Here is a 13,422-nt window from a genome sequence, read left to right on the forward strand (position 1 = left end):
GGAGAGAACACATGAAAGACCTGCTCAACCTCTTCAACCAGCAGCGCCCGGCGCTGGACTTCGACGCGATCAAGATCGCGCTGGCTTCGCCCGACCTGATCCGTTCGTGGTCCTACGGCGAAGTGAAGAAGCCGGAAACCATCAACTACCGCACCTTCAAGCCCGAGCGCGACGGCCTGTTCTGCGCCGCCATCTTCGGCCCGATCAAGGATTACGAGTGCCTGTGCGGCAAGTACAAGCGCATGAAGCACCGCGGCGTGGTCTGCGAGAAGTGCGGCACCGAAGTGACCTTGGCCAAGGTGCGCCGCGAGCGCATGGGTCATATCGACCTGGCCTCGCCGGTCGCGCACATCTGGTTCCTGAAGTCGCTGCCGTCGCGCATCGGCCTGATGCTGGACATGACCCTGCGCGACATCGAGCGGATCCTGTACTTCGAAGCCTATGTGGTGACCGAGCCGGGGCTGACCCCGATGGAACGCGGCAGCCTGCTCAATGAAGAGCAGTTCCTGACCGCGCGCCAGGAGCACGGCGACGACTTCGACGCCGCGATGGGCGCCGAGGCCGTCTACGACCTGCTGCGCACGATCGACCTGCAGTCGGAAATGCTGACGCTCAGGGAAGAGATCGCCAGCACCGGTTCGGAAACCAAGCTCAAGCGCCTGACCAAGCGGATCAAGCTGATCGAGGCCTTCCTGGAGTCCGGCAACCGTCCCGAGTGGATGGTGATGACCGTGCTGCCGGTGCTGCCGCCGGACCTGCGTCCGCTGGTCCCGCTGGATGGCGGCCGCTTCGCGACCTCCGACCTCAATGATCTCTATCGCCGCGTCATCAACCGCAACAACCGCCTGCGCCGCCTGCTGGAGCTCAACGCGCCAGACATCATCGTGCGCAACGAGAAGCGCATGCTGCAGGAGTCGGTGGATGCGCTGATGGACAATGGCCGTCGCGGCCGCGCCATCACCGGCACCAACAAGCGCCCGCTGAAGTCGCTGGCCGACATGATCAAGGGCAAGCAGGGCCGGTTCCGCCAGAACCTGCTCGGCAAGCGCGTGGACTACTCCGGCCGTTCGGTGATCGTGGTCGGCCCGACCCTGCGCCTGCACGAGTGCGGCCTGCCGAAGAAGATGGCGCTGGAGCTGTTCAAGCCCTTCATCTTCGCCAAGCTGCAGCGCCGTGGCCTGGCCACGACGATCAAGGCCGCCAAGAAGCTGGTCGAGCGCGAAGAAGCGGAAGTCTGGGACATCCTGGAAGAAGTGATCCGCGAACACCCGGTGCTGCTGAACCGCGCGCCGACCCTGCACCGCCTCGGCATCCAGGCGTTCGAGCCGGTGCTGATCGAAGGCAAGGCGATCCAGCTGCACCCGCTGGTCTGCACCGCGTTCAACGCCGACTTCGACGGTGACCAGATGGCCGTGCACGTGCCGCTCTCGCTGGAAGCCCAGCTGGAAGCGCGCGCGCTGATGATGGCGTCGAACAACATCCTGTCGCCGGCCAACGGCGAGCCGATCATCGTGCCGTCGCAGGACGTGGTCATGGGCCTGTACTACATGACCCGCGCGCTGGAGAACAAGGCGGGCGAGGGCATGGTGTTCGCCAACATCGCCGAAGTGAAGCGCGCCTACGACAACCGCGTGGTGCAGCTGCACGCCAAGTGCAAGGTGCGCATCAGCGAGACCGTGGTGGCCGAGGACGGCAGCCGCAGCGCCCAGACCTCGATCGTCGACACCACGATCGGTCGCGCGCTGTTGCGCGAGATCCTGCCGGAAGGCCTGCCGTTCGCGCTGGCCAACACCGAGCTGACCAAGAAGAACATCAGCCGCCTGATCAACTCCAGCTACCGCTTGCTGGGGCTGAAGGACACGGTGGTGTTCGCCGACAAGCTCATGTACACCGGCTTCGCCTACGCGACTCGCGCCGGCGTGTCGATCGGCATCGACGACATGACCATCCCGGACGAGAAGAAGGGCATCCTCGCCGAGGCCGAAGCCGAGGTGCTGGAGATCCAGCAGCAGTACCAGTCCGGTCTGGTCACCGGCGGCGAGCGCTACAACAAGGTGGTCGACATCTGGTCGCGCACCAACGAGCGCGTGGCCAAGGCGATGATGGACACGATCGGCACCGAGAAAGTGCAGAACGCGAAGGGCGAGACCATCGACCAGAAGTCGATGAACTCGGTCTACATCATGGCCGACTCCGGCGCGCGTGGTTCGCAAGCGCAGATCCGCCAGCTGGCCGGCATGCGTGGCCTGATGGCCAAGCCCGACGGCTCGATCATCGAGACCCCGATCACCGCGAACTTCCGCGAGGGCCTGAACGTCCTCCAGTACTTCATCTCGACCCACGGCGCGCGCAAGGGCCTGGCCGACACGGCGCTGAAGACCGCGAACTCCGGTTACCTGACCCGTCGTCTGGTAGACGTCGCGCAGGACGTGGTGATCACCTCGACCGACTGCGGCACCCTGCATGGCCTGACCATGACCCCGATCGTGGAAGGCGGCGACGTGGTCGAGCCGCTGCGCGACCGCGTGCTCGGTCGCATCGTGGCCCGCGACGTGTTCCTGCCGGGCAACGACGAGGATCCGTTCGTCACCCGCAACACCCTGCTCGACGAAGCGTGGGTGCAGAAGCTGGAAGACGCCAGCGTGCAGGCGATCGACGTGCGTTCGACGATCACTTGCGAAGCCTCGTTCGGCGTTTGCGCGCATTGCTACGGTCGTGACCTCGGCCGTGGCCACCTGGTCAACCACGGCGAAGCGGTTGGTGTTGTCGCCGCGCAGTCGATCGGTGAACCCGGCACCCAGCTGACGATGCGTACATTCCACATCGGTGGCGCGGCATCGCGTGCGGCGGCGATCGACAACGTGACGGTGAAGACCACCGGCTCGGTGAAGTTCAACAATCTCAAGCACGTCAACCACGCCAGCGGCGGTTCGGTGGCGGTGTCGCGTTCCGGCGAACTGTCGGTGCTCGACAATCACGGTCGCGAGCGCGAACGCTACAAGCTGCCTTACGGCGCGATGATCAACGTCAAGGACGGCGGCGAAGTCAAGGCGGGCCAGACCGTGGCCAACTGGGATCCGCATAACCACCCGATCGTCTCGGAAGTCGCGGGCTTCATGCGCTTCATCGACTTCATCGACGGCGTGACCGTGATCGAGAAGACCGACGACCTGACCGGCCTTGCCTCGCGCGAGATCACCGATCCGAAGCGTCGCGGCACCCAGGCCAAGGACCTGCGCCCGCTGGTTCGCATCGTCGACAAGGACGGCAAGGACCTGACCATCCCGGGCACCGACCTGCCGGCGCAGTACCTGCTGCCGCCGCGCTCGATCGTCAATCTGCAGCATGGTGCCGCCGTGGGCGTGGGCGACGTGGTCGCGAAGATCCCGCAGGAAGCGTCGAAGACCCGCGACATCACCGGCGGTCTGCCGCGCGTCGCTGACCTGTTCGAGGCGCGCAAGCCGAAGGAACCGGCGATCCTCGCCGAGACGTCCGGCATGATCAGCTTCGGCAAGGACACCAAGGGCAAGCAGCGCCTCATCATCAAGCCGCTCGACGGCGAAGAGCATGAAGAGCTGATCCCGAAGTACCGCCAGATCATCGTGTTCGAAGGCGAGCACGTGGAGAAGGGCGAGACCGTGGTGGATGGCGAGCCCACCCCGCAGGACATCCTGCGCCTGAAGGGCGTGTCCGAACTCGCCGCGTACCTGGTGAAGGAAATCCAGGACGTGTACCGCCTGCAGGGCGTGAAGATCAACGACAAGCACATCGAGGTGATCATTCGCCAGATGCTGCGCAAGGTCGAAATCGTCGACCAGGGCGATTCCAAGTATCTCAATGGCGAGCAGGTCGAGCGCCAGCGTGCGATCGAGGAAAATGCCCGCCTTGCCGCGAAGGGCCTGATCCTGGCCAAGGTCGATCCGGTCCTGCTCGGCATCACCAAGGCCTCGCTGGCCACGGAATCCTTCATCTCCTCGGCGTCGTTCCAGGAAACCACCCGCGTGCTGACCGAGGCGGCCGTTCGCGGCACCCGCGACACCCTGCGCGGCTTGAAGGAAAACGTGATCGTCGGTCGCCTGATTCCGGCCGGTACCGGCCTGGCGTACCACAGCCAGCGCCGCAAGAACGCCTCGGGCCTGACCGAGGCCGAGATGGCGACGTTGGCCGGCGAGCCGGCAGAAGCCGCCACGGACGAGGCTGCCGCGGAGTAAAAACCGCTTCCTTCCCGGCCACGGCCGGGAAGGGGGCTGGCGCAACACGCCGGACCGGACTATACTGCCGGCCGCTTTTGATGGCCTCGTGCCATCCAGATCACCAAATGAGGTCGCAGGACGCGCCTCGTGTTGGGCCCAGGAAGGGCGGGATCGCAGATTGGCCATCGTTGCCTGCAGCGCAGGGGGATGGCTGTTCGGTATGGCCTCGTTTGACCTAATGGTCACGCGCGGGCTATACTTTTTCGTCTAACTCGGCCGGATTGCATTACATCCGGCCGAGCATGTTGTTCATGCGTCTCCGCACGTCCGCCTCCTAGGGCTCCGGCCCACCAATCGAGTCACCAAATGGCAACCATCAACCAGCTTGTGCGCAAGCCGCGCAACCCGGAAACCTACAAGAGCACCTCGCCTGCGCTGGCCAACTGCCCGCAGCGTCGTGGTGTCTGCACCCGCGTCTACACCACCACCCCGAAGAAGCCGAACTCGGCGCTTCGCAAGGTCGCCAAGGTGCGTCTGACCAACGGCTACGAGGTCATCTCGTACATCGGTGGCGAAGGCCACAACCTGCAGGAGCACAGCGTGGTGCTGATCCGTGGCGGTCGCGTCAAGGACCTGCCGGGCGTGCGTTACCACACCGTGCGCGGCTCGCTGGACGCCGCAGGCGTCGCCAAGCGTCGCCAGAGCCGTTCCAAGTACGGCGCGAAGCGTCCGAAGTCCTGATCGCGCCGCTTCGCGAGCGCCCACGCAAAGATTCGTTTAGGGGTTACTGAATATGTCCCGTAAAGGCAATACTCCGCAGCGCTCCGTGCTGCCGGACCCGAAGCACGGAAGCGAAACCATCGCCCGTTTCATCAACATGGTCATGCAGAGCGGCAAGAAGTCGGTCGCCGAGAAGATCGTGTACGGCGCCATGGACACCATCAGCGAGAAGAACCCGAACCCGCTCGAGCTCGTCGAGAAGGCGCTGGGCAATGTGTCGCCGTCGGTCGAAGTGAAGTCCCGCCGCGTCGGTGGTGCTACTTACCAGGTGCCCGTCGAAGTGCGCACCTCGCGTCGCATGGCGCTGGCGATGCGCTGGTTGATCGAGTCGGCGCGCAAGCGCGGCGAGAACACCATGCCGCGCAAGCTGGCTGGTGAGCTGCTGGACGCCTCGGAAAATCGTGGCGGTGCCATCAAGAAGCGCGAAGAAACCCACCGCATGGCCGAAGCCAACAAGGCCTTCGCGCACTACCGCTGGTAATGACGTCGGCGCGGGCCCGCTGAAGCCCGCAGGCGCAGCGACACGCGCCAGCGCAGGACCTCTGTCCTGCATGAAACCGACGGCCGCCGCAAGGCGGCCATCGGCCATCCGGAATATCGATTCCATTCCGTTTCGGCGGACACAAAGAGAGACTCATCGTGGCCCGTACCACTCCCATCGAGCGTTACCGCAACTTCGGCATCATGGCCCACATCGATGCCGGCAAGACCACCACGTCCGAGCGCATCCTGTTCTACACCGGCGTCAGCCACAAGATCGGTGAAGTGCATGACGGCGCGGCGACCATGGATTGGATGGAGCAGGAGCAGGAGCGCGGCATCACCATCACGTCCGCTGCGACCACCGCGTTCTGGTCGGGCATGGACAAGTCCCTGCCGCAGCATCGCTTCAACATCATCGACACCCCCGGACACGTGGACTTCACCATCGAAGTCGAGCGCAGCTTGCGCGTGCTCGATGGTGCCGTGTTCGTCCTATGCGCCGTCGGTGGCGTGCAGCCGCAGTCCGAGACCGTGTGGCGCCAGGCCAACAAGTACTCGGTGCCGCGCATGGCGTTCGTCAACAAGATGGACCGCACCGGCGCCAACTTCGACAAGGTCGTCGAGCAGCTGAAGTCGCGCCTGGGCGCGTATGCGGTGCCGATGCAGGTGCCGATCGGCGCCGAAGACGGCTTCGAGGGCGTGGTCGACCTGCTGAAGATGAAGGCGATCCATTGGGACGTCGCCTCGCAGGGCACCCAGTTCGAGTACGGCGACATCCCGGCGGACCTCCAGGCGAAGGCCGAGGAAGCGCGCAACTTCATGATCGAAGCTGCTGCCGAAGCTAACGAAGAATTCATGGACAAGTATCTCAACGAGGGTGAACTGAGCGAGGACGAGATCATCTCCGGCCTGCGCGAGCGCACCCTGCGCGTCGAGATCGTGCCCGTGTTCGCCGGTTCCGCGTTCAAGAACAAGGGCGTGCAGGCCATGCTCGACGGCGTGATCCAGTTGCTGCCGTCGCCGGCCGACCGTCCGCCGGTTGCGGGCATCGACGAAGACGAGAAGGAAGACACTCGCCTGGCCGACGACAAGGCGCCGTTCTCGGCGCTGGCGTTCAAGATCATGACCGATCCGTTCGTGGGTTCGCTCACGTTCTTCCGCGTCTATTCGGGCGTGCTGAATTCGGGCGACGCGGTGTACAACCCGGTCAAGTCGAAGAAAGAGCGCGTGGGTCGCATCCTGCAGATGCATTCCAACGATCGCAGCGAGATCAAGGAAGTGCGTGCGGGCGACATCGCCGCGGCGGTGGGACTGAAGGATGTCACCACCGGCGACACCCTGTGCGCGCAGGATCACATCATCACCCTGGAACGCATGGTCTTCCCGGAGCCCGTCATCTCGATGGCGGTCGAGCCGAAGACCAAGTCCGACCAGGAAAAGATGGGCATGGCGCTGGGTCGCCTGGCGCAGGAAGATCCGTCGTTCCGCGTGCGCACCGACGAGGAATCCGGCCAGACCATCATCGCCGGCATGGGCGAGTTGCACCTGGACATCCTGGTCGACCGCATGAAGCGCGAGTTCAACGTGGAAGCCAACGTCGGCAAGCCGCAGGTGGCCTACCGCGAAACCATCCGCAAGAAGGACGTCAAGAGCGACTACAAGCACGCCAAGCAGTCGGGTGGCAAGGGCCAGTACGGCCACGTGGTCATCGAGATGTCGCCGATGACCGCCGAAGACCGCGCCAATCCGGACGTCAAGAACGATTTCCTGTTCATCAACGACATCACCGGCGGCGTGATCCCGAAGGAATTCATCCCGGCGGTCGAGAAGGGCATGCGCGAAACCATCACCAGCGGTCCGCTCGCGGGCTTCCCGGTGGTCGGCGTCAAGGCCAAGCTGGTGTTCGGCTCGTACCATGACGTCGACTCGTCGGAAATGGCGTTCAAGCTCGCCTCGTCGATGGCGTTCAAGGAAGGTTTCCGCAAGGCCGATCCGGTCCTCCTGGAGCCGATCATGAAGGTCGAGATCGTCAGCCCCGAGGATTACGTGGGTGACGTGATGGGCGACGTGAGCCGTCGTCGCGGCCTGCTGCAAGGCCAAGACGACAGCCCGTCGGGCAAGATCATCAACGCGATGGTGCCGCTGGGCGAGATGTTCGGTTACGCGACCAGCTTGCGTTCGATGTCGCAGGGTCGCGCGACGTTCACCATGGAATTCGATCACTACGCCGAAGCGCCGACCAACGTCGCCGAAGCCGTGATCAAGAAGGGTTGATCCAACCAAATTTCTGAAGGAATCAAGACAATGGCAAAGGGTAAGTTCGAGCGCACCAAGCCCCACGTGAACGTGGGCACGATTGGCCACGTGGACCACGGCAAGACGACGCTGACGGCGGCGCTGACGAAGGTGGGCGCGGAGCGTTTTGGCGGCGAGTTCAAGGCGTACGACGCGATCGACGCGGCGCCGGAAGAGAAGGCGCGCGGCATCACGATTTCGACGGCGCACGTGGAATATGAATCCGCGAACCGCCACTACGCGCACGTGGATTGCCCGGGTCACGCGGACTACGTGAAGAACATGATCACTGGTGCGGCGCAGATGGACGGCGCGATCCTGGTGTGTTCGGCGGCCGACGGCCCGATGCCGCAGACGCGCGAGCACATCCTGCTGGCCCGCCAGGTCGGCGTGCCGTACATCCTGGTCTACCTGAACAAGGCGGACCTGGTGGATGACGCCGAGCTGCTGGAACTGGTGGAGATGGAAGTCCGCGAGCTGCTGAGCAAGTACGAGTTCCCGGGCGACGACACTCCGATCGTGACGGGATCCGCGCGCATGGCGCTGGAAGGCGACCAGAGCGACATGGGCGTGCCGTCGATCCTGAAGCTGGTGGACGCACTGGATACCTGGATCCCGCAGCCGGAGCGCGACATCGACAAGGCGTTCCTGATGCCGGTCGAAGACGTGTTCTCGATCTCGGGTCGTGGCACCGTGGTGACCGGCCGCATCGAGCGCGGCGTGATCAAGGTGGGCGAGGAAATCGAGATCGTCGGTATCCGCGACACCCAGAAGACCACCGTGACCGGCGTGGAAATGTTCCGCAAGCTGCTGGACCAGGGCCAGGCGGGCGACAACGCCGGCCTGCTGCTGCGCGGCACCAAGCGTGACGACGTGGAGCGTGGCCAGGTGCTGTGCAAGCCGGGCAGCATCAAGCCGCACACCGACTTCGAGGCCGAAGTCTATGTGTTGTCCAAGGACGAAGGTGGCCGCCACACGCCGTTCTTCAAGGGTTACCGTCCGCAGTTCTACTTCCGCACGACCGACATCACTGGCGCATGCCAGCTGCCGGAAGGCGTGGAGATGGTGATGCCGGGCGACAACGTGAAGATGGTGGTGAGCCTGATCAACCCGGTGGCGATGGACGAAGGCCTGCGTTTCGCGATCCGCGAAGGCGGCCGTACCGTCGGTGCCGGCGTCGTGGCCAAGATCGTCAAGTAATTCAGTGGGTTGCAGGTGCACGCTTGGTCGGGCACCTGCTGTTTCGCAAAAGATGCAAATCTCGCTTGCGCATGGCTGAAAAAATCCGCTAGAATGCAAGACCCTCGCGGCGACTTGAATCGCTGCAGGGAGCGAAAAGAGGCGCAGGAAGCGCCTCGTGTTCGCCAGACAGGGAGATGTCGCGTGGCAAGGCCTCGTCCGTTCCGGAGCTTTCCGGAGCACTTCGGCGGGGCCTTTCGGCGCGTTCATGGATTCCCACGCTGGCGGGCCGGGCAACCGGGCCGCCAGTTGGTTTGTCGGCATAAAGGTTTTACCCGTTGTTTCCACGGGGTGATGCGCACTCAGCCGCATCGCCTGTCGCTCTTTAGATACGAGGCAATCCTCCCATGGCGGACCAAAAGATTCGCATCCGGCTGAAGGCGTTCGATCATCGTCTGATCGACCGTTCGGCCAGCGAGATCGTCGAGACGGCCAAGCGGACCGGCGCGCAAGTGCGCGGCCCGATCCCGCTGCCGACCAAGATCGAGCGTTACACCATCCTGACCTCGCCGCACGCCGACAAGGACGCGCGCGACCAGTATGAAACCCGCACGCACAAGCGCGTGCTCGATATCGTGGACCCCAACGACAAGACCGTGGACGCGCTGATGAAGCTCGAACTCGCGGCTGGCGTCGACGTCCAGATCAAGCTGACCTGAGGGCACAACGATGAGCGCGAAGAAATATTCGCTCGGCATCGTCGGTCGCAAGGCCGGCATGAGCCGCATGTTCACCGAGGACGGCAAGTCCATTCCGGTGACCTTGATCGAGGCAACCCCGAACCGCATCACCCAGGTGAAGACCGTCGAGACCGACGGCTACTCCGCGCTGCAGGTGACCGCGGGCGTGAAGCGTGCCTCGCTGTTGAACAAGCCGACCACTGGTCACCTGGCCAAGGCCAAGGTGGAAGCGGGTCGCGGGTTGTGGGAACTGCGCGTGGAAGCCGACCAGATCGGTGGTTATGAAGTGGGCGGCGAGATCAAGGCCGACATCTTCAGCGAAGGCCAGATCGTCGACGTCCAGGGCGTGACCAAGGGCAAGGGTTTCCAGGGCACGATCAAGCGCTGGAACTTCAAGATGGGTGATGCCACCCACGGTAACTCGCTGTCGCACCGCTCGCCGGGCTCCATCGGCCAGCGCCAGACGCCGGGCCGCGTGTTCCCGGGCAAGAAGATGTCCGGCCACATGGGCGACGTGACCCAGACCACGCAGAACCTGCAGGTCGTCAAGGTCGACGCCGAGCGCGGCTTGATTGCCGTGCGTGGTGCCGTGCCGGGTGCGCCGGGTGGCGACGTGATCGTGCGCCCGACGAGCAAGGGAGTCTGATCATGGAACTCAATATCAACGGTAGCGCAAGCACGTTGTCGGTCTCCGATGCCGTGTTCGGCCGCGAATTCAGTCAGGACCTCGTTCACCAGGTCGTGGTCGCGTACCGCAATGCCGGTCGTGCCGGCACCAAGGCGCAGAAGACCCGTTCGGAAGTCAACGGCACCACCAAGAAGTCGAAGAAGCAGAAGGGTGGCGGTGCGCGTCATGGCGCGCTGACGGCTCCGATCTTCGTCGGCGGCGGCGTGACCTTCGCGGCCAAGCCGCGCAGCTTCGCGCAGAAGGTCAATCGCAAGATGTACCGCGCCGCGATCGCTGCGATCCTGTCGGAGTTGAACCGCCAGGGCCGCATGATGGTCGTCGAGGGCTTCGAGCTGGATTCGCCGAAGACCACCGGCATGATTGCCAAGCTGAAGGACCTCAACGTCGGTCGGCGTCCGCTGATCGTCACCGAGGATGCGACCGAGAACGTGTTCCTGTCCGCTCGCAATCTGCCGTATGTGCAGGTTCGTGACGTGCAGGGTCTGGATCCGGTTGCGCTGGTCGGTGCCGACACCGTCGTCATCACCTCCGATGCCGTCAAGAAGATCGAGGAGTGGCTGGCATGAGCGCCGTGAACATGTACGAAGTGATTCGTGCACCGCGCGTGTCCGAAAAGACCGCGCGCCTGCAGGAAGTCTCCAACCAATACGTTTTCGAAGTCGCGAAGACTGCCACCAAGGCCGACGTCAAGGCCGCCGTGGAGAAGATCTTCGACGTCAAGGTCACTGCGGTGAACGTGCTGAACGTGAAGGGCAAGTCCAAGACCTTCAAGTTCCGCCAAGGTCGCCGCGGTGATTGGCGCAAGGCGTACGTGACACTGGCCGAAGGCCAGTCGATCGACGTCATGACGACTTCTGCCTGAGGAACGACCCATGGCATTGATGACATTCAAACCCACTTCGCCTGGCCGTCGCTCGATGGTCCGCGTGGTGACGCCGGATCTGCACAAGGGTGCGCCGCATGCGGCTTTGCTCGAAAAGCAGAGCAATTCGGGCGGGCGCAATCACCACGGCCGCATCACCACCCGTCACATCGGTGGTGGCCACAAGCAGCATTACCGCATCATCGACTTCAAGCGCGACAAGGAAGGCATTGCCGCCCGCGTCGAGCGGATCGAATACGATCCGAACCGCACTGCGCACATCGCGCTGCTGTGCTACGTGGACGGTGAGCGCCGCTACATCATCGCGCCGAAGGGCCTGAAGGCCGGCGACCAGGTGATTGCGGGTCGTGATGCGCCGATCAAGGCCGGCAACACCCTGCCGCTGCGCAATATCCCGGTCGGTTCGACCGTGCATTGCATCGAGATGAAGCCGGGCAAGGGCGCGCAGATCGCGCGTGCCGCTGGTGCCGGCGTCCAGCTGGTTGCCCGCGAAGGCGTCTACGCGATGCTCCGCCTGCGTTCGGGCGAGATGCGCAAGGTGCCGGCAGACTGCCGCGCGACCATCGGCGAAGTCGGCAACGACGAGCACAACCTCGAGAAGCTGGGCAAGGCTGGTGCGAAGCGCTGGCGTGGCGTCAAGCCGACCGTGCGCGGCGCGGCCATGAACCCCGTCGACCACCCGCACGGTGGCGGCGAGGCGAAGGCTGGCCAGGGCAACCCGCATCCGGTCACCCCGTGGGGCGTGCCGACCAAGGGTTACAAGACCCGCAAGAACAAGCGCACGCAGCAGTTCATCGTGCGCGACCGCAGGAGCTAATCGGCAATGGCACGTTCACTCAAGAAGGGCCCGTTCATCGATCACCACCTTCAGAAGAAGGTGGAGACCGCGGGCAGCAGCAAGAAGCCGATCAAGACCTGGTCGCGTCGTTCCACGGTGTTGCCGGAAATGATCGGCTTCACCATCGCCGTGCACAACGGCAAGAACCACATCCCGGTGCTGATCAACGAGAACATGATCGGTCACAAGCTCGGCGAGTTCGCCCTGACCCGCACGTTCAAGGGTCATGGCGGCGACAAGAAGAGCGGGAAGTAAGGAGATGACCATGGAAGCGAAAGCCATCCTGCGCAGTGCGCGCATCTCCGCCCAGAAAGTCCGTCTGGTCGCCGACCAGGTGCGCGGGTTGTCGGCAGAGCGTGCCGTCAATCTGCTCAAGTTCTCGGACAAGAAGGCTGCCGTCATGATCCGCAAGGTCGTGGAGTCCGCCATCGCCAACGCCGAGAACAACCAGGGCGCCGACATCGACGCACTGAAAGTCAAGACCATCATGGTGGACGAGGGTCCGTCGCTGAAGCGCTTCATGGCGCGTGCGAAGGGGCGTGGCACGCGCATCACCAAGCGCACCAGCCATATCACCGTGATCGTGGGCGAGGGCAAGTAATCATGGGTCATAAAGTCAATCCGATCGGCATCCGCTTGGGCATCTCCAAGGACTGGAACTCCAAGTGGTTCGCCGGCAAGAAGCACTTCGCCGACTACCTCTCCGCCGACCTCAAGGTCCGCGAGATGCTTCGCAAGAAGCTGGCCGCGGCCGGGATCAGCAAGATCCTGATCGAGCGTCCGGCCAATAACGCGCGCGTGACGATCCACACCGCCCGGCCGGGCGTGGTGATCGGCAAGCGCGGCGAGGACATCGAGAAGCTGCGCAAGGAAGTGTCCGACGTGATGGGCGTCCCGGCGCACATCAACGTCACCGAAGTGCGTAAGCCCGAGCTCGACGCCCAGCTGGTCGCGGAATCGATCGCGCAGCAGCTAGAGCGTCGCATCATGTTCCGCCGCGCGATGAAGCGTGCGGTCGGCAACGCGATGCGCCTCGGCGCGCTGGGCATCAAGGTGAATGTCGGTGGCCGCCTCAACGGTGCGGAAATCGCCCGTTCGGAGTGGTATCGCGAAGGTCGCGTGCCGCTGCATACCCTGCGTGCGGACATCGACTACGGCTTCGCCGAGGCCAAGACCACCTACGGCATCATCGGCATCAAGGTGTGGGTCTACAAGGGCGAGATCTTCGACTTCTCCCAGGTTGGCCAGGAAAAGCAGGACGACACCCCGGCGCCGCGCGCCGAGCGTGGCGACCGCGAGCGCCCGCGCGGCCCGCGCCGCGATCGTGAAGCGAGGGACTAAAT

At 64.0% G+C, this 13,422-nt stretch carries 13 protein-coding genes; all 13 read left to right on the plus strand.

Annotated features, from left to right (window positions below; genetic code table 11):
• Window positions 1-11 precede the first annotated feature (11 nt).
• The 13 genes from rpoC (at window position 12) to rpsC (ending at window position 13,420) form a co-directional block, all read left to right on the plus strand.
• Window positions 12-4,211: a DNA-directed RNA polymerase subunit beta' gene (gene rpoC / locus H9L16_RS09130; protein WP_187551418.1), complete on the plus strand. Its 4,200-nt coding sequence runs from the start codon at window positions 12-14 to the stop codon at window positions 4,209-4,211.
• Window positions 4,212-4,559: 348 nt separating this feature from the next.
• Entirely contained in the window at window positions 4,560-4,934 is a 375-nt protein-coding gene (rpsL, locus tag H9L16_RS09135) for a 30S ribosomal protein S12 (protein WP_187551419.1), read from the plus strand.
• Between the two features lie 52 nt (window positions 4,935-4,986).
• Window positions 4,987-5,454 (plus strand): 30S ribosomal protein S7, encoded by a 468-nt coding sequence (rpsG, locus tag H9L16_RS09140; RefSeq protein WP_187551420.1) that lies wholly within the window; start codon window positions 4,987-4,989, stop codon window positions 5,452-5,454.
• Window positions 5,455-5,612: 158 nt separating this feature from the next.
• Window positions 5,613-7,730 carry an elongation factor G gene (gene fusA / locus H9L16_RS09145; RefSeq protein ID WP_187551421.1) on the plus strand — a complete coding sequence of 706 codons (2,118 nt, stop codon included), beginning with the start codon at window positions 5,613-5,615 and terminating at the stop codon, window positions 7,728-7,730.
• Window positions 7,731-7,760: 30 nt separating this feature from the next.
• Complete coding sequence (gene tuf / locus H9L16_RS09150) at window positions 7,761-8,951, plus strand: elongation factor Tu (RefSeq protein WP_187551411.1); 1,191 nt, start codon at window positions 7,761-7,763, stop codon at window positions 8,949-8,951.
• Window positions 8,952-9,337: 386 nt separating this feature from the next.
• Window positions 9,338-9,649, plus strand: coding sequence for a 30S ribosomal protein S10 (gene rpsJ, locus H9L16_RS09155; RefSeq protein ID WP_187551422.1), 312 nt, complete (start codon window positions 9,338-9,340; stop codon window positions 9,647-9,649).
• A gap of 10 nt (window positions 9,650-9,659) precedes the next feature.
• On the plus strand, window positions 9,660-10,316 hold the full coding sequence (gene rplC, locus H9L16_RS09160; protein ID WP_187551423.1) for a 50S ribosomal protein L3: 657 nt from the start codon (window positions 9,660-9,662) through the stop codon (window positions 10,314-10,316).
• A 2-nt stretch (window positions 10,317-10,318) separates the two neighbouring features.
• On the plus strand, window positions 10,319-10,924 hold the full coding sequence (gene rplD, locus H9L16_RS09165) for a 50S ribosomal protein L4 (protein ID WP_187551424.1): 606 nt from the start codon (window positions 10,319-10,321) through the stop codon (window positions 10,922-10,924).
• Window positions 10,921-11,220, plus strand: a complete 300-nt coding sequence (gene rplW, locus H9L16_RS09170) for a 50S ribosomal protein L23 (protein ID WP_187551425.1) — start codon at window positions 10,921-10,923, stop codon at window positions 11,218-11,220. Before rplD ends, rplW begins: the two co-directional genes overlap by 4 nt.
• A 10-nt stretch (window positions 11,221-11,230) precedes the next feature.
• A complete protein-coding gene (gene rplB / locus H9L16_RS09175) occupies window positions 11,231-12,058 on the plus strand; it encodes a 50S ribosomal protein L2 (RefSeq protein WP_187551426.1) in 828 nt (275 codons plus the stop codon).
• Window positions 12,059-12,064: 6 nt separating this feature from the next.
• The gene (gene rpsS, locus H9L16_RS09180; protein WP_187551427.1) at window positions 12,065-12,334 is read left to right on the plus strand and encodes a 30S ribosomal protein S19; all 270 of its coding nucleotides are present in this window, start codon (window positions 12,065-12,067) and stop codon (window positions 12,332-12,334) included.
• Between the two features lie 10 nt (window positions 12,335-12,344).
• The gene (rplV, locus tag H9L16_RS09185) at window positions 12,345-12,680 is read left to right on the plus strand and encodes a 50S ribosomal protein L22 (RefSeq protein WP_187551428.1); all 336 of its coding nucleotides are present in this window, start codon (window positions 12,345-12,347) and stop codon (window positions 12,678-12,680) included.
• A gap of 2 nt (window positions 12,681-12,682) precedes the next feature.
• Window positions 12,683-13,420: a 30S ribosomal protein S3 gene (rpsC, locus tag H9L16_RS09190; RefSeq protein WP_187551429.1), complete on the plus strand. Its 738-nt coding sequence runs from the start codon at window positions 12,683-12,685 to the stop codon at window positions 13,418-13,420.
• The last annotated feature ends 2 nt before the right edge of the window (window positions 13,421-13,422 follow it).

This window comes from Thermomonas carbonis (genome assembly GCF_014396975.1).
Lineage (GTDB): Bacteria > Pseudomonadota > Gammaproteobacteria > Xanthomonadales > Xanthomonadaceae > Thermomonas > Thermomonas carbonis.